This window comes from Sphingobacteriaceae bacterium, assembly GCA_002319075.1.
Classification (GTDB): domain Bacteria; phylum Bacteroidota; class Bacteroidia; order B-17B0; family Aurantibacillaceae; genus Aurantibacillus.
In genome coordinates this window covers 3116206-3140609 of the sequence record NVQB01000001.1, presented here as the reverse complement: position 1 = coordinate 3140609, position 24404 = coordinate 3116206, and the positions used below count along the sequence as shown (strand labels likewise).

At 39.2% G+C, this 24404-nt stretch carries 19 protein-coding genes and 1 tRNA gene; 10 read left to right on the top strand and 10 right to left on the bottom strand.

The window, feature by feature from the left end; all coding sequences use genetic code 11:
- Positions 1 to 26: 26 nt before the first annotated feature.
- The 6 genes from CNR22_13475 to CNR22_13450 form a co-directional block, all read right to left on the bottom strand.
- A complete protein-coding gene (locus tag CNR22_13475; GenBank protein ID PBQ32742.1) occupies positions 27 to 671 on the bottom strand; it encodes a hypothetical protein in 645 nt (214 codons plus the stop codon).
- A 25-nt stretch (positions 672 to 696) separates the two neighbouring features.
- On the bottom strand, positions 697 to 2652 hold the full coding sequence (locus tag CNR22_13470; GenBank protein PBQ32741.1) for a hypothetical protein: 1956 nt from the start codon (positions 2650 to 2652) through the stop codon (positions 697 to 699).
- On the bottom strand, positions 2649 to 3227 hold the full coding sequence (locus CNR22_13465; protein PBQ32740.1) for a hypothetical protein: 579 nt from the start codon (positions 3225 to 3227) through the stop codon (positions 2649 to 2651). Before CNR22_13465 ends, CNR22_13470 begins: the two co-directional genes overlap by 4 nt.
- A gap of 4 nt (positions 3228 to 3231) precedes the next feature.
- A complete protein-coding gene (locus CNR22_13460) occupies positions 3232 to 3441 on the bottom strand; it encodes a hypothetical protein (GenBank protein ID PBQ32739.1) in 210 nt (69 codons plus the stop codon).
- A gap of 116 nt (positions 3442 to 3557) precedes the next feature.
- A complete protein-coding gene (locus CNR22_13455; GenBank protein PBQ32738.1) occupies positions 3558 to 3809 on the bottom strand; it encodes a hypothetical protein in 252 nt (83 codons plus the stop codon).
- Positions 3810 to 4081: 272 nt separating this feature from the next.
- Complete coding sequence (locus tag CNR22_13450; GenBank protein PBQ32737.1) at positions 4082 to 4354, bottom strand: hypothetical protein; 273 nt, start codon at positions 4352 to 4354, stop codon at positions 4082 to 4084.
- A gap of 158 nt (positions 4355 to 4512) precedes the next feature.
- On the opposite strand from CNR22_13450, the gene CNR22_13445 reads away from it, so the two are divergent.
- Together CNR22_13445 and CNR22_13440 are read left to right on the top strand one after the other, a co-directional pair.
- On the top strand, positions 4513 to 5010 hold the full coding sequence (locus tag CNR22_13445; GenBank protein ID PBQ32736.1) for a hypothetical protein: 498 nt from the start codon (positions 4513 to 4515) through the stop codon (positions 5008 to 5010).
- Between the two features lie 62 nt (positions 5011 to 5072).
- Positions 5073 to 8954, top strand: coding sequence for a hypothetical protein (locus tag CNR22_13440; protein PBQ32735.1), 3882 nt, complete (start codon positions 5073 to 5075; stop codon positions 8952 to 8954).
- A gap of 6 nt (positions 8955 to 8960) precedes the next feature.
- On the opposite strand, the gene CNR22_13435 is transcribed toward CNR22_13440, so the two are convergent.
- Together CNR22_13435 and CNR22_13430 are read right to left on the bottom strand one after the other, a co-directional pair.
- Positions 8961 to 11504, bottom strand: coding sequence for a hypothetical protein (locus tag CNR22_13435; GenBank protein PBQ32734.1), 2544 nt, complete (start codon positions 11502 to 11504; stop codon positions 8961 to 8963).
- Positions 11504 to 12415, bottom strand: coding sequence for a hypothetical protein (locus CNR22_13430; GenBank protein ID PBQ32733.1), 912 nt, complete (start codon positions 12413 to 12415; stop codon positions 11504 to 11506). The genes CNR22_13435 and CNR22_13430 overlap by 1 nt, the downstream gene beginning before the upstream one ends.
- A gap of 472 nt (positions 12416 to 12887) precedes the next feature.
- Here CNR22_13430 and CNR22_13425 point away from each other — a divergent pair, with 472 nt between their 5' ends.
- The 5 genes from CNR22_13425 (at position 12888) to CNR22_13405 (ending at position 19342) form a co-directional block, all read left to right on the top strand.
- Positions 12888 to 14738, top strand: a complete 1851-nt coding sequence (locus CNR22_13425; GenBank protein PBQ32732.1) for an SAM-dependent methyltransferase — start codon at positions 12888 to 12890, stop codon at positions 14736 to 14738.
- Entirely contained in the window at positions 14735 to 15811 is a 1077-nt protein-coding gene (locus tag CNR22_13420; GenBank protein PBQ32731.1) for a restriction endonuclease, read from the top strand. The genes CNR22_13425 and CNR22_13420 overlap by 4 nt, the downstream gene beginning before the upstream one ends.
- A gap of 12 nt (positions 15812 to 15823) precedes the next feature.
- Positions 15824 to 16813 (top strand): hypothetical protein, encoded by a 990-nt coding sequence (locus tag CNR22_13415; protein ID PBQ32730.1) that lies wholly within the window; start codon positions 15824 to 15826, stop codon positions 16811 to 16813.
- Between the two features lie 399 nt (positions 16814 to 17212).
- Entirely contained in the window at positions 17213 to 17578 is a 366-nt protein-coding gene (locus CNR22_13410; protein PBQ32729.1) for a hypothetical protein, read from the top strand.
- A 120-nt stretch (positions 17579 to 17698) separates the two neighbouring features.
- Positions 17699 to 19342: a recombinase family protein gene (locus CNR22_13405; GenBank protein PBQ32728.1), complete on the top strand. Its 1644-nt coding sequence runs from the start codon at positions 17699 to 17701 to the stop codon at positions 19340 to 19342.
- Here CNR22_13405 and CNR22_13400 read toward each other — a convergent pair.
- Positions 19311 to 19384, bottom strand: a tRNA-Cys gene (locus CNR22_13400). The genes CNR22_13405 and CNR22_13400 overlap by 32 nt on opposite strands.
- Positions 19385 to 19699: 315 nt before the next feature.
- Here CNR22_13400 and CNR22_13395 point away from each other — a divergent pair.
- Together CNR22_13395 and CNR22_13390 are read left to right on the top strand one after the other, a co-directional pair.
- Positions 19700 to 21193, top strand: coding sequence for a hypothetical protein (locus tag CNR22_13395; protein ID PBQ32727.1), 1494 nt, complete (start codon positions 19700 to 19702; stop codon positions 21191 to 21193).
- 25 nt (positions 21194 to 21218) lie between these two features.
- Complete coding sequence (locus tag CNR22_13390) at positions 21219 to 22361, top strand: methionine aminotransferase (GenBank protein ID PBQ32726.1); 1143 nt, start codon at positions 21219 to 21221, stop codon at positions 22359 to 22361.
- A 712-nt stretch (positions 22362 to 23073) separates the two neighbouring features.
- On the opposite strand, the gene CNR22_13385 is transcribed toward CNR22_13390, so the two are convergent.
- Positions 23074 to 23274: a hypothetical protein gene (locus CNR22_13385; protein ID PBQ32725.1), complete on the bottom strand. Its 201-nt coding sequence runs from the start codon at positions 23272 to 23274 to the stop codon at positions 23074 to 23076.
- Positions 23275 to 23413: 139 nt separating this feature from the next.
- Between CNR22_13385 and CNR22_13380 the strand changes: the two genes are divergently transcribed.
- The gene (locus tag CNR22_13380) at positions 23414 to 24400 is read left to right on the top strand and encodes a hypothetical protein (GenBank protein ID PBQ32724.1); all 987 of its coding nucleotides are present in this window, start codon (positions 23414 to 23416) and stop codon (positions 24398 to 24400) included.
- Positions 24401 to 24404 lie beyond the last annotated feature (4 nt).

Genomic DNA, 24404 nt, shown 5'->3' with positions numbered 1-24404 from the left:
GCGATTGAACTTTAAATTTTTGTTGATTACATCAGACGATCTTCAATGCCATCCGTTCCATCCACACCATCCGTTCCGTCTAAACCTTCTACGCCATCCATATCATCGGTGCCCGAGACACTCGCTTCAAACTGACGTGCGCTTTCGTTGATCTGTTCCTGAATACGGTTAGCTTCGGTATAGTCGAGTCCGCTTACCTCTTCGCCATGCTTGAAGTATTGCACGTTGCCCATACCATTTGTAGATTCCTGATCAGTAGCGGGCTTTTTCTTTACGATCTTGTCAAGAAAGAGTTGACGCTTGAGATTGCTCTGAAAGTTTTGGAAACGTTCTTTGACACCCTCAAATCCGTCTTTTTCTGTTCCGCTCAAACCTGAAATTGTTTGGTAACCACCAGAGGCCATCATGCCAACTCCGAACATAGCTGTGCTTGGACTTCCGAAGTAATGACCAGCGCCAGTTACAACCGCTCCGATAAGGAGTGAGGTTCTGCCAGCGAGTGCACCTGCTAAACTGCCTCCCAAACCACCGATCAGGATATCTCTCCCGGTGTAAGCCATCGTATTTTTTAGATCGCCTTTGGCTTCGACGTGTGCAGCCGTGGAGCCAAGTCCTGTCAGTGATTTCTGCTTTGCCTTTTGCTCATAGATATTTTTTTTCTGCTTGCTCATTGTTTTATTGTTTTATCTTTTTCTTTTAGAGTAAGGTGATCACCTTTCTTTTTTGGTGGTTCCTTCTTGCCGGGCGTTTACCTCCTTTCTTCGACCGTATGCCGCTGAGAATATTTTTCTTTTTCGTAGGTTTCCTTTTTTGTTTATTGCCGATGCCTGTGAGACCGAGCGCTGGTTTTTTTGGCGAATTGGCTTTCAGAAGCCGGTGGGTGAGATAAACAAGTCCAAGTACACCTACTGCTATGCCGGTTGGCTTGATCCACTTTTTATTATTTTCCCAAAACTGTTTTGCTTTTGCAAGCGTAGCTGGTTTAAGATTGCTCCCGGCTGACCCATCACCGTCTTTTGCTGCTGCGTTACCATTGGTTGTGCCGTCTTCGTCAGAACTTTCCTCTTCACTCTTTTCTTCGGTTGATGCGCCACTTTCATCGCCGCTATTTGATTTCGCAGCTGGATCACCACTACCTTCGTTTTCTTCACCACCACTGGAATCCGATTCTCCGCCACTTGATTCACTTTCTGTTCTTTCTCCTGATCCTTCACCACCACTTTCATCTCCTGGACTTTCTCCACTGCCACGTTTAGAGGCTTTTTTGGTTTTCCTGTTTTCCTTTTTCGAAGCACCACCTTTAGCGTTTGCTTTTCCGGGAAACACACTTCCAATACTCTTAATCAAAGCAGCTATGGTAGTAAGTACAGTAGATGCAGCGGCTACGCTTGCAGCGGTTGCTGCGCCGAGATCACTGTCCTCGCTGAAACCTTCAAGTCCTTCGAAACCGTCAAGTCCTTCTAAGCCCTCAACATTTTCTGAGTAGTAGATCTCACGTCCAAGCAATTGATTTAAAGGCATGTCTTCGTGCAGACCCTCAACATTTTCGTAGGGGATGTAACCGAGTCCATTCAGTGGCACTGCTTTATCTTTGTTTCCTCTCCCTGTAAGGATTGCCTTCTTTAAGTTTTCCGGCTTACCTCCTGCGCCATGGAAGATTTTTTCCAGTTTTTCTCGTACTCCTTTTAGCTTTTGATATTTTGACATATCCGCACCTTTAGCTTGCGCCTGTTCAGGTGTGAGATAACTCCAGCGCAGTGATTCCGCCACCTTTAAAAAGTTCAGCTTCATTCCCGCCAATACTCCATTGCGCAAAGCAACAGTTACAGGATTAATACGGTTGGTAACGTGTAGACCCTTTCCGATAAACTTTTTAACCTTCGCCTTGTTTGCTTTCTTTTGTTCGGCAGTTTTCTTTTTGAATAGTCCCTTTTTTGCGGGCTTTGATCGTCCACCTCCTGAAGCTGATTTCTTTTTGAAGATTTTTCCAAGCGCCGAGAGCGCTTCCCGCTCATCCATGATGCCCATCAGATCAGGTGCATCAGAGAGCTTGCTCATTGTGGAGTCCGAAACTCCGTTTAGATATTCTAAATCCATTGGTGTGTCTTGTTTTGCTGTGTATTTTGCTTCCTTATTAAATTCATGTAGTACGCAGTCCATGATGATCTCTTTTCCGTTGGGCTGCTTGATCACGGGATAGATATGCTCCCAGTGTTCTTCCTCGTAGCGAGTGACGCGGAAGTAAACATTCCTCACTCCGAGGTTGTATAGGACACTACATATCAGTGTCGTCATGCAGTCGCAGTCGCAGCCCATCGGCTCACCGGTCTGCGGATCGAAGTTGTGTCTGTCGTGCCAAATCCTTGCTGCATCACGCACCTGTTCCTTTCCGGTCTCATCTTTTTTATAGGCGATGTGGTCGTAAACAAAGTGCCACAGGTTGCTGCCCGTTTTTTCCAGTGTGTCAGCTTTGATAACTTCTTGCGCAAACTTTTTAGTTTGCCACGCAGTTTCGCGAATGATGACCGGGATCAGCTTCAGCGTGTCCGATACTTTTGCATTTCTTTTTTTAAGAATAGTGCCTACTTGCGCTGGCGGGAAGTAGCGATCATATTCATGACCCGGTTTTACTTTTACGTTCTCTCTGGTCATGCTGCGGCTTTTTTAAGAGTTACTTCCTGAATGTTCCCATAAGGGATAGCGCGCAGAACTTTTACACCGTAATCTTTTAATGATTCCCACTTACCTTCGCTCACTTCCCAAAGCGGATCGATCTTTGTAGTGGTCGCCACTTTTAGTTTCACGGCTTGGCCGGATTGAAGCGATTTAAAAAGCGCACTAACAAGCGACAGCATCCCGATCAGGGGGAAGTTGAGCATAACCGCCTTCAGTGTATATTCATCATTTGGAGGAATCGAAAGAACTTCGTTTGTAGCTTGAGAAGAACCGAGGACTTTGCCATTGTAGCCAACTTGGATAAATGGATATTTCATTTTGAATCCGCGATCAGTTGGGTTTTTCATTTTGGCATCAATGCGAATAGTCAACCCTGTAAAGTCTAGCTTGTGAATCTTAGCAGAAGGGATCACAACAAGTTGATCAGTGAGCTTCTTCAGCTCGTTCACGTCATACGCTTTATTGAAGAAGCCGCGCGCCATATACAACAAGCCCGCCGTTGATGCAGTTGCTATACCTGTGATCCAACCTATTTTTTTCCAGTTCGCCATTGTATTAATTCTGCTTTGTGTTCTCTTTCTTTTTGCTCATTCGGTTACTAAAAAAATCTCCTGCTATTTTGTAGGCCATCCAAATCGCACCACCTACCAATGCTTTGATTGCATAATCCATTAAACCGGTGTAGTCCATGTTAGCCAGCAGGATCGTCCCGGTTAGAAATAGGCTGCTACTGTTGCTTGTATCCGTTGACTGTGATTTTTCCATTTTTCATTTTTTGATTTCTGATTATGGGAACAAAAGTCTGGCAAGGATTTTAAGCTGATCCTGTGTTCTTAGTCTATCGTAAGTTTTTGGTAGCTATTGGTAGTTATTGGTGGGAATCATTTAAATATCCTTACACCTGGTACACCACGATGTTTGAGTACTGCTTCAACTTGATTTACGTCCAACCAGTTTTTATATCCAGTATTTGCAGTTTCAGGAATTTGTTTTAACCAGCGCCGGAAAGTTGTCTCCGGTATATCATAAAGCAGGCGAAGCTCTTTCTTTGTATAGGCTTTTAATACAAATGTTTTTGGTGCGACTTGGTGTGCGTCCAATTTGTTTTTAGAATGATCATGATTAGTTTCCATATTACTCCGCTTTAAAAGATTCGTGTGAATGCGAAGTCAAAATTCTAGCACTAAAAAAGTACAAAGCATAAACTTGCGCTGTCCACCGCAGAGTAGAATAGTTAGGATATGCTCGGATTCAGAAAGACTTATTTTACCTAAAAAGGGCGATAACGGGCGAAAACTGCGCAGTTTTTCGGCAACGACAAGCTATTGGAAGGTAATATGGTAAAATAGAAGAACCGCCCGAGATCATCGGGTGGTATTTTGTTTCGTAAAAATAATAGTAGAGATTATGCGGCCTCGTCAAATTTATTCGGGATCATGTCGTCCGCGATTTTCTCGAGTTCATCCGGCAGATACATCCCCGGCACTCCGAGTTTTGCAAAAATAATGATCACCTGATTGACATCGTAAAATTGGCCATCTGGCTCACCGAAGTAGCGACGATACTTATCCATTAATTTTTTCCATGCCTTTGGGTTGTGGTCCATTTCGTAAAGAGTTCTCAACTCCTTATTCTTGTAGGGTTTAACCTTTACCCTGACTTCTCTGCTTGGGTTCATATGGGTGCGATTTATTTTGTTGGTTCATTAATAGTTGATAATTTCTTCTTGTTACTTGTTTCTTTTATGTTACTTTTGAGATACTTTGATAGCAATTATATGCATTTTATATGTTACTATAGTGTTACTTCTTTAGTAAAATCTTACATCTGTTAGAAATGGCAAAAAATTGGGAGCGAAATCTGCAAAAGGAACTAAAAAATGCAGCACTAAAAGAGTTTGAGAATTGGACCTCCAATGATTTTATAAATCACATTCTCGAACTTCGCCAGCAGATAACTAAATTCGAAGATCAACAGCGGCCAACTAAAACTAAATCGCAGCAAAAAGAAGAAAAACCTGCTCTAACACAAGGTATGTTCAAGCTGGATTGGTCCTTTCCAACTAAAATCCATTTTTTACTTGCTCTCCATCAAAAGCCACTTACATCAGAAGACCTGGATCAATATCTAACCAAGATCGATTCCCAGTATCGTGATTATAATGATCCAAAAAACAATCTTACAACTGCGATTAGTCGTAGTTTAAAATCAGGCAGGATAAAAAAGATAAAACAACCGGGGATTAAGATGTTATATTTTGTGTTACCTGAGTGGATGGATAAGGAAGGAAATTTAAAACAAAAATTTACCTCATTCATTAACCAATTTGAGTGAAAAGGGCGGTTTACCGCCCTTTTTTTATCATAAAAAACAACTAGTTTTATAAAAAAGCGCCGATGGATATAAGAATATTTTACTCGTGGCAACTAACCACCAATGGTACGCTCAATAAGAACTTTATTGAAAGCTGCATTCAAGCTTCAATAAAAAAAGTAAAAAAAGAGCTCAAACTGCCTGATGCTGGTTTAGAAATAATAATTGACAGGGATACAAAAGACGTGCCCGGTACACCTGCCATATTTGAGACTCTCGAGGACAAGATAGACAATTGCGACATTTTCATTTCAGATTTATCTGTTGTCAACCAAGCATTACCGACAAAAAAAAATACGGTACAAAAAGCAGTGCTGTGGATTAATAATAAAATCAATCCAGCACCGAAGATAAAACCATTTCAAAACAACAACGTTTTTATCGAGTACGGTATGGCACGGAAATCCGTTGGAAGCGAAAGGATGATAGCAGTCTTAAACGCAGTTTACGGAAATCCATCTGAAGATTCTGACTCGATACCTTTTGATGTTCATCATTTGCGGTGGCCGATTCAATATACCTACGATAATACTGAGAAGAATAATAAAGAAACAGCCAAGATCAGCTTAACGAACGATCTGGCAATTGCAATAAAGTCGATTATAAATAGTGAGGGCTTAAGACAACGAAGTGAGTTCGCCCCTTTTAAGACCTATAACTTGTGGCAACGAATTCTTAACCCGGAGGTTTCGTTCGAAGGTTTGGAGATTGTGAAGGATGAACTGAATCAAGTCCGTCAAGCAGCAATCAATCCAAATAAGTCATTGAGAATACTTGGTCTGTCTGCAATGGGTAAAACTCGACTGGTCTTTGAAGCGCTTAGTGATAAACAAGCTGCGCCGGGTGAAGTGAGTGTAAGTAACAAAGTCCTTTATGTTGACTGTTATACCGATGGGCCCTATCAACGAATAACGGAGAAGATAACTGAACTGGTATTGAAAGGAAAAAAAGAGATCACAATTGTAGCTGATAACTGTGACTTTGAAACCTTTAAGCATTTAAATGGACTGGTCAAAATGCAGGATAGTCGTATCTCTCTTGTATCTATCTATTCTGATCCCACTGAATATAAAGTCGCAGATGTTGACTACATTGATTTAAAACGGGAAAAATATGAAAAGATTATCGCAAGTATGCTTGAGAAAAGTTTTCCAGAAATCTCGCAGAACGATCGCAAGAAAATAGTTGAACTTTGTCAAGGCTTGACCGAACTTGCGATAATTATCGCACGTGAAATAAAGCAAGGAAAACTAGAGATTCGAAATGTTGCAGATCAAGAGGTTTTAAAAAAAATCGTTGGTTCTTTAGGGGACACACCGATGAAGAAGGCATTGCTAATGTCCATGTCAATATTTCTTCGTGTGGGGTTTTATGACGAATTCAAATCAGAATTCGAACTTATCATATCTGATCCAGATATAGTCGGTCACACTGATTCAGAGCAACTAAGGATTGAATTCGAAAACATGTATGAACAGCTACGAAAAAGAGGCCTCATAGAAAAGGAAGGCAGGTTTATATCAATTCGACCAAAGCCCATTGCCATTGCACTTGCAGCCGAATGGTGGCATAGTTGCTCGATAGACAAAGCCCAACGAATAATAACAAAACTTCAAAATCAAAATTTGGGCGTGCAGATGTGCGAGCAAATGAAATATCTCAGCTTCTTGGAGGAAGCCCAGGAAACAGTCAAAAGTTTATGTGGGGAAAATGCCCCTTTCGGTTCGGCGGAAGTTCTTAGAACAGATCAGGGTTCACGCCTCTTCCGCTCGATTGTTGATGTGAACCCTGAAGCAGCGATGGATGGTTTAGAAACTGCATTTTTAAACTGTGACATTAGCTTAATCGAGTCGGTAGTCGAAGGCAGAAGAAATCTAGTCTGGGCACTTGAAAAATTGTGCTTTCGTCAAAATTTATTCTCAAGAGCAAGTCAGATGCTAGGCAGTTTTGCAGTTGGAGAAGTAGAAACACATATTTCTAATAATGCCACTGGACAGTTTATCCATTTGTTTCAAATTCAGCTGGCAGGTACGCAAGCAGACCTCAAGACAAGATTTGACACATTAATTAAATTTACAAGAGGAAAAACCAAGTTAGAGGTTATTCTTGGGATCAAGGCTTTGCAACGGGCTCTGATGGCCCACAACTTTATGAGAATGTCTGGTGCCGAGGATCAGGGGACCAGTGTAACCCTGCGAGATTATCAGCCCAGAGGTAAAGAAATTGGAGAATACTGGAAGTCTGTCTTAACTGAATTAACTGACCTGATAAATCATAACGATATTGAAATTGCAGGCGAAGCAAAAAGAGCGTTTTTGCAGTCGTTTGGAAATTTAATAACCGTCGGTGCATTTGAAATTGTACTTCCATATATCCAAAATACAAAAAATCTATCTCTTGACGAATGGAAGGATGTTAGAGGCGTGCTCTTGAGAGTAAAAAAATATCATGCTAATAAACTCAAACCAGAAGAAAAAATTGAGTTACAAAAATTATTAGACAACCTGTCTCCCCAAACGCTCAAAGAGAAATACCTTAACCTTGTTGGACAACCCTCTTTCGAAGATATCGAAGAACATGAAGACTACCACGAAAAAGCAAGAGTAAAATCTGTCGAATTCGCGGATATTTTATTCAACGATAAGTCTATTGAAAATGATACTATTTTTGACCTATTCTATAAAGGAGAACAACAATATGGATTTTATTTTGGAAGTCGATACGCAGAATTGTTAGGTGATCAAAAAATGGCATTCATACGTAACAGTATTAATTATTTAAAAAATGAAAAAAACCAAAATACAAATGTTACCGTTCTTGCGGGGATTATTTCAACATTAGAGCCTCAAAATCAAGCTTTGTCGTTGACTATCGTTCTGGGTAGTCTTAAAGAGTCTGATATTTTTTGGCTGTTCTCTGTAACCAATGTATCACTAAGTTCTTTTATGGAATTGGTTGAACATACAATCAAAAACAATTGGGACGTAAAACTTTTTTTAGCTTTTAAATTCGGACGTGGTATCGAAAACCTCTCTGATAACGATTCAACAGTATTCTTTGACAAGTTAAATGCTATATCGCTAGAAGCGAAAGCGGTAACATTGTCGCTTGTTTATTATTTGGAGTATAATAATAAGTCACGAACAGATTATGTTTTTAATTACCTGAAAAAATTAATGACCTCGACAAATTTGCTACTAGCGAAGGAAGGCTATCTAGATGCACATACCTGGCGAGAATGCGCACAAAAATTAATTTCTGAGTATGATTTGGGTGCTGAATTGCACATTATATTCACCAAGCAGATAATAGATTTTTGTTCTGACGGAAGTAGAATATTAAGTAACTACAATATGTATCTTAAAAATTTGCTCTCATTTTTAATAAAAGGATACTTTGTAGAAATATGGCCTATAATCGCGAATGCCCTAGAACGTCCAATGAGCGAATCAATCGTCCGATACAACCTAAAGCATCTTCTCGAATCTGACATGGGGTTAGATGGAAATGAGAGTTCTGTCTTATTTAATATTCCTGATAGAAATTTTGAATTAATAATGGATTGGTGTCGATCAAATCCAGAAAACAACGCACCGATTATTGCTGAAATGGTACTCCTGTATAAACTGGAAGGCGAGCGTTTCACATGGCATCCTTTCGCCTTAGAAGTATTACAAGAATTTGGAAAAATAGATGCAGTCCGTAGATCTATGTCGTCAAATTTTGGTACTTATGGCTGGACTGGAAGCATAGTTCCCCTTTTGGTAAGACAACGTAGAATGTTTCAAGAACTTAAAACACATAGTATTTCAGAAGTTGTCGATTGGGCTAACAAATATTTGGAATACCTAAATAAAGAGATAAAATCAGAATCGTACGAAGACGAAGAATTTGGTGGATATTAATTTTGTTTACAGATCTTCAATTAGCATTTTGTGCCACCGATTCACACTATCACTTGCCTTTACACGTTCAATGAATTTTTTTAATTCGATGTCGTCAATCTGGCCGTCTTCACCTAAATAGTTACTTTGCGGTATCTTGTCCAAAAAGTCAATTGCAGATTCACGTGGAATACCGATCTCAATAAGCGTTCGCAACTTTGGATCAAAAGCACCGACCTCAATGTAAGAAAGTAAGTGGGCTGATTTATTCTGATTAATTAAATCGCTGATCTGAAACAATGGTCGCAGGAGTTTAGGTAAACCATACATCACTTTGGTATGCAAATCTCCTATTCTGCCATCAATATCTCCAGAAGCAGTTATTGGCCAATTAGCTGGATTAACCACTTCCTTTATAGGCTTACCTTGTCCCCAACTCTCGGCGAATAGGCACATAGAAAGAGCTTTGCCTCCACCGATAGGGCTTGGTGTAATCCCGAAGTACTTGTTATAATAAATCGGGGTGAATTCATACATCTTTTCCAATAAAGCGTATAGCGAATTACCACAACCAAAAATTTTGGTAGGTACTTCTGGCCATTCTTTGTTTAAGAAAGAGAGATACAGGTTGTTCAATACTAGTGGGTCCCAATAAAAATTGCTAAAGCAAATAGAACGCGGGACTGCTATTTTACTCACATCCTCAAGCACTTTCTGATATTGCTTAAGGGATAACCTTACACCTACATCATGCAATCTTTTAAAGCCGAGTTCACCATATTTCAGAGCCATATTACGTATGTAAATGATAATGTCGTTACCAATCGCATCTTCAATAGACACTACAGCGTTATCTGCTATTGCCTGATCAATATTTGCCTTGCCTTCAATATAGCGGGAACCGTATCCCACATTTAAATTTTTTTCCTCCTGAATGGAAAGACTGATCTGCTGATCATTGCATTCTAATTCGTCTATGATGATAGCTCTGCCGACCAAGTCCTGCATAAGCCTGCCAGCCCTTCCTTTAAGGTTTGTAAATTCATAACCCGTTAGGTTCTGTCCTTTCGCTATAGAAGGGTTCCTGATGATTATATTTTTTGCTGGCAGGTTAATTCCCTGCATTAGTGTCGTTGTCGAAACAATGGTGTGTAAGTATTTTTTAGCAAAAGTTTTTTCCATCAGACTCCGGATATGGTGTGGAACCTTTGCATGGTGAAAGCCAACTCTTTTACTAACCGATTCGATCAAACTGTAATTGGGATGCACCGTTTCAGAAATAAAGTCCTTTAGGCCCTGAATGAAAGGACCCGGTGGAAGAACGGGCAAGCGTTTAGCAACCCCCAGAGCGGTCTCATTTGCCTGTTTAGTCGTTCCAGCAAAAATTATGTTTCCAAACTCAGAATCGCCGGCAACAATCTTCGCTATAAAATCGTGAACCTCGTCGCCGTAGACTTTTTTTCCGAGTATCTTATCCCGCAACAAATACTTGTCTTCAATTTCGATATTTGTTTCATAACCGAGAGGGAGATGCTGAGTGAAGTAAATACTTTTCGCACGTTTCTTTTTCTTAAAAGAATAGCTCACATTCAATACGGCTGGTATATCTTCGCTTACGCTTTGTCCGTCATCCCCGAACAGATCTTTTACTATTTCTCCGATATTTTTTAGTCTTGGGCCTGCAATGATTATACGCCCGGGCTTCTTATCATTTTTCAGCTCTTGGATAGCGTCAAAAAGCGTCTTCGCGCGTTCATCATCTTCATTTGCCACTTTTTCAACGTTTTGAATTTCGTCTACAACTAATATCTTCACGTCATCAAGATCACCTTCAGTATGGTTGAGGGCGCCAAGCGCTCTCTCCTGGGTAAGAACGTAAATTACCTTATCGCCCTTAAAAAGAGAATGATTGTTCACTGTCTGAGAAACGGCAATATCAGTAATGCCGTACTCTGTAAATTTTTTCCTGAAATCGTTACACACCTGATTAATCAAACTAATTGTTGGAACAATAAATACTACTTTACCAGGCTCCCGAGACAAAAGTTCAATCACTTTATTTACCAGCACAAATGATTTTCCAGCAGATGTTGGCGCGGAAATACCAACGCGGTTGTACTGATCTATGGCATCCCACATCCGCTTCTGAAATGAAGAAAGCACAATTGTTGTGTTGAAAAGAGAGACTTCGTGATTGATGATCTTAGCGGTTGAAAATAATTCTTCAATGTAGCTACCGAATGATGCGAAGGCGTTAGTCTCGTTATTGTGACCGATCATTTTTGCCGAAGTGGTCAATCCGATCTTAATAAGAACTCGAGGTAAAAAAGACTTTAGCGCATGCCAATCCTGCTGACGATTTTCCCATAATAAAGCACAGATCAGAAAGCTCTTTATTTTATCCTCATCACCTGATTTATTAGAGAGAAATTCGGCGACATTTAATAATTTAGTTGCTTTTTTAATATCAAAAGGTCCAAGCTGTTTGTCCGAAAGACCAAACTTAACTGCCGTTTGTGCGAGATTGTACTCGAACAGTTCTTTTAATAAATCTTCTGCGTCCTTATACATCACACTCCCACCTTTGTTTTAAAGTCTTCAATTAGTTTATCCAGTTCGTTAACAGGCATGAAAATATAATTAATTCGGGCTTTAATGGCTGCATCTATCGTTGGGTAATCAGAGGTCTTTATCTTCTTTGTTTCTTCGGTGATCGAATCTACATATTTCTGAATAGTCTTGTCACGATCAGCTCCAAGTTCCATTTCTCCACAACAATAGGTAATGATACACACAAAGTGAACTTCAAAATCTTTTAGAGTGTTGTCAATGTATGACTCAGCAACTTTCCTTAACTCCGGCTCTAGGAAGTCCTCATATTTGTAAAGGTTTAATTCGTCCCTGTGGTTGCTGTGTGTTTCAAGGATACTTTCAAGGGCTTTCTTAAATGCAGCTTTGAAACCAGACGTATATGTTTTAGCTTCGCCTAGGTATAAAAAGTACTTATTTAACTCACGTCGAAGGTGGATTGCATCAGCTCCATTCCTTTCCAATTCCGTGTTGGTTGTGATCTTCATTTTCCTGATGATTGGCACGGCTTTGAAATGATACATCAAAAGATTGAACAGCAGTAGTTCAGAAAATTGGCCTTGCACACTGGAGGGTCTGAATTTTTCTTTCGCACGTTGCTGTAAGATACTATGTGCGTCCGAAGGTTCGCGATCTACTGATTCCGCAGACAGTATTTCGTCCTGTTTTCCTTTTGAATAGACATATCGGGTCACTGATGCTATCATCTCTCTTAAGAATTCGCTTCTGAGTTGATTCAAATCCTGATAGTCAATACATGTCGCGATGTGCTTCTTTTTTGGTTCTATTGTGAAATCCAACGCAACGTGGTGCATAGTACGCATGAAGGCGTCCATCTTGGGTAATAGCGCATCTGTGTCCACCACTGGTGGAGTTGGGGTTTTAGTTGCCATAGCGGTAATATCTCAAAAATCTGCGTTTAAACGCAGACAAGGGTTGTGCTACTCAAATGTACGAAACTGAATCCATTTTTGTTTTTTGTATTCCTTGTTAAAATGCTAAGTTATTACTGATAATCAACAATTTACTACCTACTTTTGGGGATATTTGCGTGTTAAATATTAAAAAATCAACCTACTGGTTATCTTTTCCATACGCAAAAAAGCGAGTGAAACCATCCCTTTTCCAGCAGAAAACAAATTGAGCTGAAATCACACAAAGCGTAATTCGCAGATAGCAAACAAACAATTTGGCTACTCTAGATTTTTCTTTACGAACTAAAGTGAATGACCGTGCTTGGTAAGCGTCTCAATGTCATAAATAGTGCAGAGTTTCTATAATTTGTAGCAATTAACAACTATGAATTGATATTATCTTTAACCAAAATCTTATTAAACCGAATTAATACTTATTTTTAAAAAATCTATGGCCCTAGAAGCACTCTTACAAGACTATAATTTTGATCTCCTAGAAAACAAAAATCTAGTGGAGAGCAAAGCTGTTTTAAGCCATTTAGACAAGGCTTCAATTAGACAAGCTTTATTTACCGGGAGAGTTTTGATTAAAGCATGGGCAAAATCTTTAGATTCTAGTGAACGTAAAATTAAAGGTCAGCTATTTATCGATCAACTTATTTCTAGATACTGGACTTATCATTTCAATAGTTCGGTTAAGTTAAAGAAGTTTAATACTTCGAAAACTGATTTAGAAATCGATCGTACTGCAACAGCATTAGCAAATTCTTTAGCGTTGTCCGCATCAGTAATAGACGTGACCGAGGCGTGTTTTCATATTGGAGTTTTTTATACCTTGTTGCTTTCAGATACTGAGAGATCAGAAAAGGGTGCGTTCTATACGCCACCTAATTTAGTAGAAACTATCTACTCAAGAATTCAACACGGCGGATTTGATTTACACAATAAAAATGTTCTTGATCCAGCATGTGGATCAGGAATTTTTTTAGTTTTTCTCTGCAGCCGACTTTCAAGTGAATGCAAATCGGTCAAGGACGCAACCAAACTAGTTAACCATGTTGAGAAAAATATTCGAGGTTGGGAAATTGATCCTTATGCGGCTTGGCTTGCTCAAACCTTTATAGCTATATCCTTGAAAGATCAGTTAGTTAGAATAAAACGTAATTTGAATTCAGTTGTTGAAGTTGGGGATTCGTTAGAAATATCCTTGGAGCACAATACGCTTTATGATCTTGTGATCGGAAATCCGCCTTATGGTAAAATTAAATTGAATCCAATATTACGAAAGAACTTTTCTCGCTCGCTTTACGGCCATGCAAACCTCTATGGAATATTTATGGACATAGCATTAAGCAAGACACGCGTAGATGGGTTAATTGCTTTTGTTACACCGACCAGTTATTTAGCCGGAGAGTATTTTAAAGTTCTTAGAGAGTTATATTCAAACAATACAATTCCTATTAACTTTGATTTTGTAAAATCTCGAAAGGGTATTTTTGAAGATGTTCTACAAGAAACTGTTTTATCATTATTTCAAAGACGCAAACCAAAATCCGAAAGTTTTTATTCTGTAAATGAAGTCGAATCGTTTGTTAATGATAAAAACGAATATCAAACCTCAAATACACTTTTAGGGAGGTTTAAGAACATTGGTATTAATTCAAATCCCTGGATTTTGCCAAGAAGAGAGAGCCAAAAAACGATTGTTAGTAGCATATCGAATAATAGTCAGCGGTTAGCAGATTGGGGATATGAAATCAATACTGGACAATTGGTTTGGAACAGACATAAAAAGCAATTAAGAAATTCCAGTGGTAAAAACTGTTACAGTCTTGTTTGGGCAGAGTCAATTATGCCAAATGGATCATTTTTATTAAAAGCTACAAAGACAAATCACACTCCGTTTATTGAAGTTCATAATAAAGATCAGTATTTAATTACTCGTACTCAATGTTTATTAGTCCAACGTACAACTTCGAAAGAACAAGATAAACGACTCATTGCAGCATTGCTTCCTAATGCTTTGGCTAGAAATGGAGTAGTAGTCGAAAATCACATAAACATAATCAAGCCAGTAAACCCAAAGGTAAGTTTACAAGTATTATCTTTCTTTTTGAATTCCAGAATAGTTGATGAAATTTTCAGATGCTTAAGCGGTAGTGTAGCAGTTTCCGCATACGAACTTGAATCGATACCATTGCCGAAATATTCGGAGTTGGCCACGCTAAATAAATTAATTTCCAAAAAAGCTCCGGTTGTAAAAATAGAAAAGGAGATCAATCGATTATACAACTTTAAATGAGTTTGACACTTCCGAAGTATATCTCTCACCAAGAGGTCGTTCGACGTCTTCCACTTGTGTTCCCGGAAGGAACTCCAAACAGAAATTATTGCACAAGAGAATTGTCTGCAAGTACTATTTTTACAATGCTTTATATCGGAGCCGTAGAAGGTTTGGATAGATATTTGGGGCCGATTCATGTATACAGAATGACCGAAGAGCAGTCGTTAAAATCCGATCTGCTGTCTCGAAATAATTACCTTTCATTGGCTTTAAAAAAGGGAGCTGTCATTGATGGTAAACGTTGGTATGCCGATAACACTAGAGAGCCCATCCGCGATGAAACTTTGCGCGAAGGTCTTCAACAGGTAGGAGCCGTAAAGTCAATTGTTGTTCCAACAACTTCAAGTAAGCCGCGCTACTATTTAGAGAAAAATTTTGCGGCGTTGTTTAATCCTGAAATAGAAGATATTGATCTTTTGAAAAAAATTAAGAAATGGCAAGAGAGTAATCTTTCGAAGCATGGATTGACAAGAATCTCACTAGCTTCCTTTTCAGCGAGTGGAGCAGGCGATAAAGTCCTTGTTACATTTCCTAATGGAGAAACCAGACACATGTCTGCTGGACCAAGCTCCGAAATTTCGAAGTCTGTTATCGAAGTTTTTGCTAAAACTTTTCTCAATGACCCCGTAGTGCTGTGGCTTAGTGAAAGTGGCAATAAAGAAGTTGCCCGCGACGAAAAAATAGCTCACTCAATAGGAATTGAAATACGCAAGGAATCCGAGTTACCTGACATTATTTTAGTTGATCTAAATAATAAAAAGCCGCTCTTAATTTTTATTGAGGTAGTTGCTACTGATGGGCCAATAACCAGACGGCGTCAAGAAGCGCTGTATAAGATAACCGACAAGGCTGGGTTCGATAAAAAGAACGTACTTTTCGTTTCCGCGTTTAAAGACCGCGAATCGACTGGTTCAAGGAAATCCTTACCAGTATTAGCATGGAATTCATTTGCTTGGTTCGCGTCCGAACCTGACAAGATTATGCACCTCAAAGATGGAATCTATAAATTATCGAAGTTAAATTCCTTTTGATTTCATCAGTAAATGAAATCAAAAAAATCAATAAGACCTGATCCACTAGATTTCTTTAAAAAATATAGTTTAGTTGGTAGTTCCAAAACTATTGACCTTAAAAAAAGTAAAGCAAAAGTCTGTAGATACTGTAGTAAAAATAACACTCAAACCAAATTTAACCAAGACACACATTTAATACCCGAACTGTTGGGAGAAAACGATACTCTAACATTTGATGAATGCGACACCTGCAATAAGACATTCAGCAATTTTGAGAGCCATCTGGCAACTTTCGTACGGCCCTATCTCACAATGCTTGGGGTAAAGGGAAAGAAAAAGATTCCTAAGTTTCACTCGAGAACCAAAGACCGCAATGAAGAAACTCGCACGATCTTAGAGCATCAGGAAGGAAATCATAAAAAGTTAATTCTTCAAGATCTTGATGATTATCGGATTAATCATGACGAAAAAACATTCGACATTATATTTCGAAAAGCTCCATTTGTGCCACTGAGGGTATATAAGTCGATCTTAAAAATCGGGTTGTCTCTATTACCACTAGAAGATGATAAAAACAATCAAAGGTCTTTCACTTGGTTGAACAGTGACAATGTTGAATTAGCCTATGTTTCAACCGGTTTCATTACATCTTTAACAAGAACTTATTTTCAAACCCCTTGGGCCGACCTATATCAAGCTAACAAATTGGGTACCACAAGAAAAGTGTTTCCAAAGCATACGTTAATTTTAGGTTTCGCCAACCAGATTGTTCAAATATTTCTTCCTTTTTCAAATGAACAAGCCGATGTACATACTGGGAAAAGACCTCTTGACCTAATTCTGTATCCATCTTTTGCCTTCGACAAAATCGAAGGCTCCCAAACAGTTAGAATAAAAACCTTTGATTTGTCTGTAGACCATGCAGTGACCGAAGACCAAAAAATGACGTTTACTTATGAAAGTGCGGAACTAAACATTCCCCATCATGAAATAAAAAGTAGTATGATAATCAAAGGCTGAATTACTGCCAAAATCCAACCATTTAACTGGTTAAATACCATACTAGTCAAATAAACAGATTATTCAGAAAAACGGATAAGCCGCCAATACCTTCCAATACACGCCAATAGCTTAAACTTAAAGACTTGCGGATTTTTATCGTAATATCTTTGATCTCGCATTCCACGTAAAGTGTCCGCGCTGTTCGGGCCATTGACCAGCGCCGGAAAAAAGGCCACCGCCTGCTTTACAGTATGCACCATTTATTTCAAACGTGCAAGTTTGTTTTGCTAAAGTTAGCGAAGTCCGAAACTATTGTGTCTTTCAGGAGGACGTTCGAAATACTGTACCGTTCTTGTTCGAACGCTGAAAGCCTTTATTTCAGAGGCCGCCAGTACTAACAAGTAAAAACAAATAATTATGAAAAAAGCAATTTTGTACACGAGAGCCGAAAAAGGCGATCTGAAAAAAGCGAGTGCCGAACTCTCCACGCAGGAAATGGAGCTTCGCCAATACTGCGAAAAAAATGCAATCGAAGTCTTGGAAGTGATACACGAATATGCACCGGGGCATAATTTTAACCGACCGGAGTTTACTCGGCTTCATCTCGCAATAAGAAAAGGTGAATTGAAACCTGATCTTTTTCTATTTACGAGTATTTATGTTTTCAGTGAAAATGTGGGCGATGTGATCAGGATGCATCATGCGTTCTTAAAGTTCGGAGTAACAACAAAAGGCATTCACGACGTGAACGTTCAATTTGTCGGAATTATAAGCAAAGACTAATGGAAGGAAAGATTGTAAAGCTGAAAGAAAAACTCTCTATACCGAAGTGCCGAGCAGCACTTGGTAAGAGCAAAGACAAATATGCAGACGCTGAAATTTTAGCGATCAGGGATTTTCTATATGAACTCGCCCAGGTTGATTACAGCGTTTTTATTTACAACGATTGGAAAGAACGGGCTGAACAATCTCAATTCGAAGACGACGAACAATCAAACGCAGCATAATATGAGAAAAGCAATTTTATACATCAGGGTTTCAACAGATGAACAAGCAGACAAAGGTTATAGTCTTGCTCATCAGGAAGAGCGATTAAATAAATTTTGTGAGATCAATGGTTATCAGGTTGTAGAAAGTTACCGTGAAGATTATTCCGCAAAGTCTTTTAATAGGCCATCTTTCAACAAATTGTTGGAAGCACTGAAAAAGAAAAAGACGAAAGCAGATCTTTTAGTATTTACGAAGTGGGATCGTTTCTCACGTAATACTGCAGATGCTTATGGCATGATAGCTACACTGGAAAGACTCGGAGTAGAAAGTCAGGCAATAGAACAACCACTTGATCTTAGCATTCCTGAAAACAAGATCATGCTCGCATTTTATTTAGCCGCACCCGAAGTTGAAAACCACCGACGTTCACTAAACGTATTTGTCGGAATGCGCCGCGCTAAAAAAGAAGGACGCTGGATGGCAACTGCGCCTCGAGGTTACAAGAACATAACCACCGAAGAAGGAAAGAGAGTTATTGTGCCAAATGAAGATGCTCCAACAATGAGGTGGGCATTCAATCAACTGGCGACTGGTCAATACAACATTGACGAAATACGAAAAGGCTGTAATGAAAAAGGTATGAAATGCGGTAAGGATAATTTTTGGCAAATTGTAAAGAATCCGGTCTATTGCGGCAAAATCCAAATTCCAGCTTGGAAGGATGAAGAGTTTACCATCGTAAAAGGATTACATGAACCAATCATTAGCGAAGCACTATTTCAGCGTGTGCAAGATGTTCTGGCCGGAAAAAAACGATTAGCCTATTCAGCTGTTTCACGAAATGAATTCCCCTTACGGGGATTTTTAGTTTGTCCCAAGTGCGGAAGGAATCTAACTGGAAGCGGATCAACGGGAGGAAGTGGAATAAAGCACTTCTATTACCATTGCATAAAGGGTTGTGCGACCCGCCTCAAAGCCTTTGATCTGAATGACGACTTTTCCGACAAGCTGTCAACCGTTGTTTTCGATTCCGATATCATAAACCTTTATGACAAGATCATAGATGACGTTTTTAAATCAAAAACGTCCGGCAAATCGCTGGCAAAACAGCAAATTCAGATTGAGGTTCAGAAACACCGGGAACGTCTAAACAACGCTCAACAAATGATGCTGGATGGAACGCTCAGTCCGGACGAATACCGGGATATTAAAAAACGCTACGAGCCCATAATGGACTCCCTGATCAAAGATCACATGGGATCGGACGATATGGACGCCGACTTCAAACGTTACCTGAAAAAGGGCTTATGCGTGGTTAAAAACCTCAATGTGGTGTATAATGCCGGACAAGTGAAAGATCGCCAAAGTGTCCTCCGTTCGATATTGAAGGAAAATTTGCGAATTGAAAATGATCGAGTTCGAACGGGAAAATTGAATGAAACGTTTTCGCTGATTGCTCGAATTGACGGGGCATACAGGGCAGAAAAAAAGCGGACAGCAAGTCAAATTTTGACGCTGTCCGCTAGGGAGGTCCCGAGCGGATTCGAACCGCTGTAGCAGCTTTTGCAGAGCTGAGCCTAGCCACTCGGCCACAGGACCATTTGTGTTTTTTTTGAGAGCTTTGCTGCCCTAGCCACTCCCCCGATAGCTATCGGGGACAGGACCATTTCGTTCAAATTTAACCAAAATTCATCGGTATATATCAGAACGGGTGCAAAAATACACTTTTTTTAGAATAATAAAGAATATTTTAACCTCTTAAGACCTTAAAAATAATATTCCCAGCAGAGCCAAACTTTACTTTAATTAACCTCGAAACGCCCTTTTAAACCATTTGAATGTATAGTCATGTCTAGAAAATAATTTTTGTAGATTTGATTTTGCACTTTTAAAAAAGAGGAATCTCAAAAACAAATGAACACCCGCGTCTACGCTTCTTTAAAATATATTTTATTGGCTGCCTTGTTGGTTATGCCTGTATTCGGCTTTCTCGACACATTGCCTATACGCATGTGGGATGAGGCCCGCATAGCTTGTAATGCCCTGCAAATGTATCATGACGGAGATTATTTGGTGACACATCTGAATTTTTGTCCGGAGATGTGGAATACTAAACCACCTTTATTAATATGGCTGCAGGTCTTTTTTATGCATACCATTGGTCCAAATGAAATTGCTATCCGTTTGCCCTCCGCGCTCGCCACTTTCGGAATTTGTTTTGCAATACTTGTTTTTTCTATTCGTTATTTAAAGAATTTCTGGTTCGCTTTTATAACGATTCTTACTTTAATAACTACCGAAGGTTTTGTAACAGAACATGTAAGCAGAACAGGTGATTACGATGCTTTATTGACTTTATTCACCACAGTAAGCTCCTTATTTTTTTACGCCTACAGCGAAACAAAAAAAACAAAATTTCTTTATTTATTTTTTACATGTCTCTTACTTGCCACTTATACTAAGGGGGTAGCGGGAATGCTCTTCACCCCGGCACTTTTTCTTTATGCACTTTTTCAAAAACAAATTTTGCCTTTAATAAAAAACAAACATTTTTACATTGGATTCTTTTCTTTTCTGGTTCTAATTCTTAGCTATTATTTATTGCGCGAAACCCAAAACCCGGGCTATATACAAGCGGTTAGCGAAAATGAACTGGGTGGACGTTTTTTGGTTGCACAGGGAGAACAGCAATCAGATTTTTTCTTTTACTTAGATTGGATAAAAAATTATCACTTTCCCGAAAAATACCTACTTATTCCCTGCGGTTTAATTGTAGGAATGGCCAGCAGAGACAGGCGGATTAAACACTTTAGTTTTTTCCTGACACTCCTGATCTTCACATTTTTCATAATTATCTCTACGGCAAAAACCAAACTCATCTGGTACGACGCGCCTCTGTTTCCTCTATTCGCCTTTTCTGTAGCCCTGCTGGTGCATTTTATTTTTGACTTCCTTCAGAACTCTGATTTCATAAAACAAAAACTCAGTAGCAATGTTCTTCCCTATCTGCTTTTATTTTTACTTTTCGTAATTCCTTATAAAAACGTATGGTCCAAAACCTATTTCCCGCTTGAATACAGTTGGGACGCCGAGCCGTACGAGATAGGGTACTTTCTCAAAAATGCCATCAAAGGGAAATACGACTTGAATAACACTTATTTTGTGGCTGAAGGATATAACGCACAAAATTTTTTTTACACAGATATTTTAAATGACAAAGGCGTAAAAACCTATTACAAGGATTACAAACAACTTGAAAAAGGCGATGTCGTTTATGCCTACCAGGGTAACATCCGATTTTATATTACACAGAATTATGAGTGCAAAGAAAAAACCGGACAAAGCACTGTGAAGATTTATACCATTTACGGACCAAAAAAAGATGCTCCTGCAGCACCCACACCTTAATCCTTTAGAGCAATAAAAATTAAGTATGCAAATACAAAGTAAACTTCCGAATGTAGGCACAACCATTTTCACCACGATGAGCGCGCTTGCCCGCGAGCACAATGCTATAAATCTTTCACAGGGTTTTCCCGATTACGACTGTTCAGAAGACTTAAGAAAATATGCCAACCATTACATTAATAACGGATTTAATCAGTATGCTCCAATGCCTGGTACCATTCAGTTACGCGAACGTGTAGCAGAAATTATTTCCCTGTGTTATGGAACCACTTATCATCCGGATACCGAAATTACCATCACTGCGGGCGCAACACAGGCCATTTATACAGCTATCGCCGCTTTTATTCATGCAGGCGATGAAGTAATCGTTTTTGAACCAGCCTATGATTGTTATGTACCGGCTATTGAAGTGCATGGTGGTAAAGCGGTTTTCTCGCAACTACATCCTGAAAATTTTTGTATCGATTGGAACGATGTTCGTAAGAAAGTAACTTCAAAAACAAAAGCTATCCTCATTAATTCGCCCCATAACCCAAGCGGAACAACACTCTCAGCTGAAGATCTGAAAGAACTTGAAAAGATTGTTGCCGGAACAAATATTCTTGTGATAAGCGATGAAGTGTATGAACACATGGTATTTGATGGAGAACAACATCAGAGTATTGCGGGAAATGCAGTTTTAAAAGCCCAATCCATTCTTGTTTCTTCTTTCGGCAAAACAGTACATACAACCGGCTGGAAGATTGGTTATGTGGCTGCTCCAAAAGAAATAATGACTGAATTTCGCAAAGTGCATCAGTTCCTGGTATTCGTAGTCAATCATCCCTTGCAATTGGCGCTTGCAGATTTTCTCGGAGATAAAAAGAATTACATGGACCTGAAAAATTTTTACCAGGCCAAGCGCGACCTGTTTTTAAAACTAACAGCCTCCTCACGTTTTGTTCCCTTAAAAACAAGTGGAACTTATTTCCAGGTAATGTCCTATAAAACTATAAGCGACGAAAATGATGCCGATCTCGCTATTCGTTTAACGGTCGAGAAAAAACTCGCTACCATTCCTATGTCTGCGTTCTACAGTCAAAAAACAGACAATAAACTTTTACGATTTTGTTTCGCCAAAAAAGATGAGACTTTGGAGAAAGCCGCGGAGATTATTTGTTCGCTATAATATTACCAGGCTTGCAACAGATTACGCAGATGACACAGATTCAATTTAGATGTAAGGGTTTTCAGAACGCATCACAGATAATTCGGAAAAGTTGGGCGGGGGATGAAATAAATTCCATTGACGGTTGTTGACCTACAATTTTTTGGGCGCCTCCTCTCTTAAGTGAAAGTCTTCGTAGTTTATCCGGAAAACCTGTCGCTTCAGAGAGGCCCTTCCCTGTGCTCTATGCCGCTTGCCTAGTTTAAGAGCGCTGATAATGAAATCAGTTCAATCTGTGACTAAAACCTAAATAAAAAACCACAGAGTACACAAACCCTCAAAACTATTCAGCGTCATCTGAGTAATCTGTGGCTAAATAAGATCCGGAAAACCTGCGAATAATCTGTGTAAATTTTTATGCGCACAGATCAGCGTTACCAGCGAAATCTGTGTCAGGCTTTGTAGCCACAACCCGCTACCGAAAAATAAAAAACCACAAACCCGCAAAACTATTCTGCGCCATCTGAGTAATCTGTGGCTAGATAAGATCCGGAAAACCAGCGAATAATCTGCATAAATTTTTACCCGCACAGATCAGCGTTATCAGCGAAATCTGCGTCAGGCTTTGCAGCCACAACCCGCTGCCGAAAAAAAAACCACAGCCTACGTAAACCAGAACTTAATCTGTCTTTTACGTAAACTGTGGTTAACTAACTTCGAGAAAATCTAAAATTTATTCCGCCGTACTATTCGGTCCTGTTGCTTTTCTGTAACGCACCAAACGAAGAGTCCAGTAGCTTAAAAGAAAAATAACAAATAATGAAATAAATAAATTCGGACCATGTCCTAAAACACGCATTGCCTTAAACAGGTATTGAAATAAATCTCCGGTTCCGTTAAAAATGTCTGTCCAGGTGATTAATAATTTTGTCATAGTCTCTTTTTTTATATAATAATTACAAAGTAATTTTTTGTTTATTAGTTTTTATCGCAAGCCACACAAAGCCCGCATAATTGCTAAATTTGCATGTTTACGGGTACAAAAATAGAAATTATTTTAAAAGAAAAAAACGGTGTTTGCTGATCTGTTAAATAAAGGTTTCCGCGGGAGTCTTGTGCTATTGATTACCATCTTTTTGGTGTGCTTTCTCATTAATTACCTGTCGCCTATTGCCCTTGAGCAGGACCACTACCCCAACCTCTTTTACAACTACTTCGCCCAGAAAATCCACTCTAAACTCGCTATAAATGCCCTGAATTTCTTTTTTATAGGCATTGGCGTGCTTTTAGTGAGTCTCATCTCTGTTAATCAGGAGATAACAGACAAGCAAAATTACTTTCCGGTATTTTTATACCTGCTGCTCTGCGTTGTGGGAGTAAGCCCTCTGCACATCACTTCCCAGATTTTTACCAATGTTTTTGTTCTTTTTTCCATTTACCGGCTTTTAGATTCCTATAGGAAAGAGTATGTCCTCCGCCAAATTTTCGAAGCAGCTTTCTGGTTGAGTTTCTCGTCTTTCATTACTATTTCCAGTGTTATCAGCTTTCCCTTGTTCTTTATTATCCTGCTTATTTTGCGTCCTTTCGACTGGCGCGAATGGGTAATCGCCATCATTGGTTTTGCAACTCCTCTTTTTATGTATGAGTGCATGGCATACCTCAGTAATTTTAACCAGGGGTATTTATTTGACGCTATTGAGCTTTATTTCCAGTTTATGAAAGTTCCATCTTTCAGCGAATATTACTTGCCTCTTTCCATTTCCCTATTTGTTCTTTTGGTGATTTCGTTTTTCCACAGTCTTGTAAACGGTTTCGGAAATACAGTTAAAAAACAGAGGGCAAAATCCATTTTACTTTGGTTCTTATTCTTTTCTACCTTCGGGTTTTTCTCTGGTGGAGCCAATAGTTGTAATATTATTCTAGTTTATGCGTTTCCGATTTCGTTTTTTATTGGCGATTTTCTATTCAGCCTCAAACAAATAAAAATCACGAATACTATCCTTGCTATCCTTATTTTCTGCGTCACCCTTGTTTTTCTGGGTCAATATGGAGTAATTTAGATTA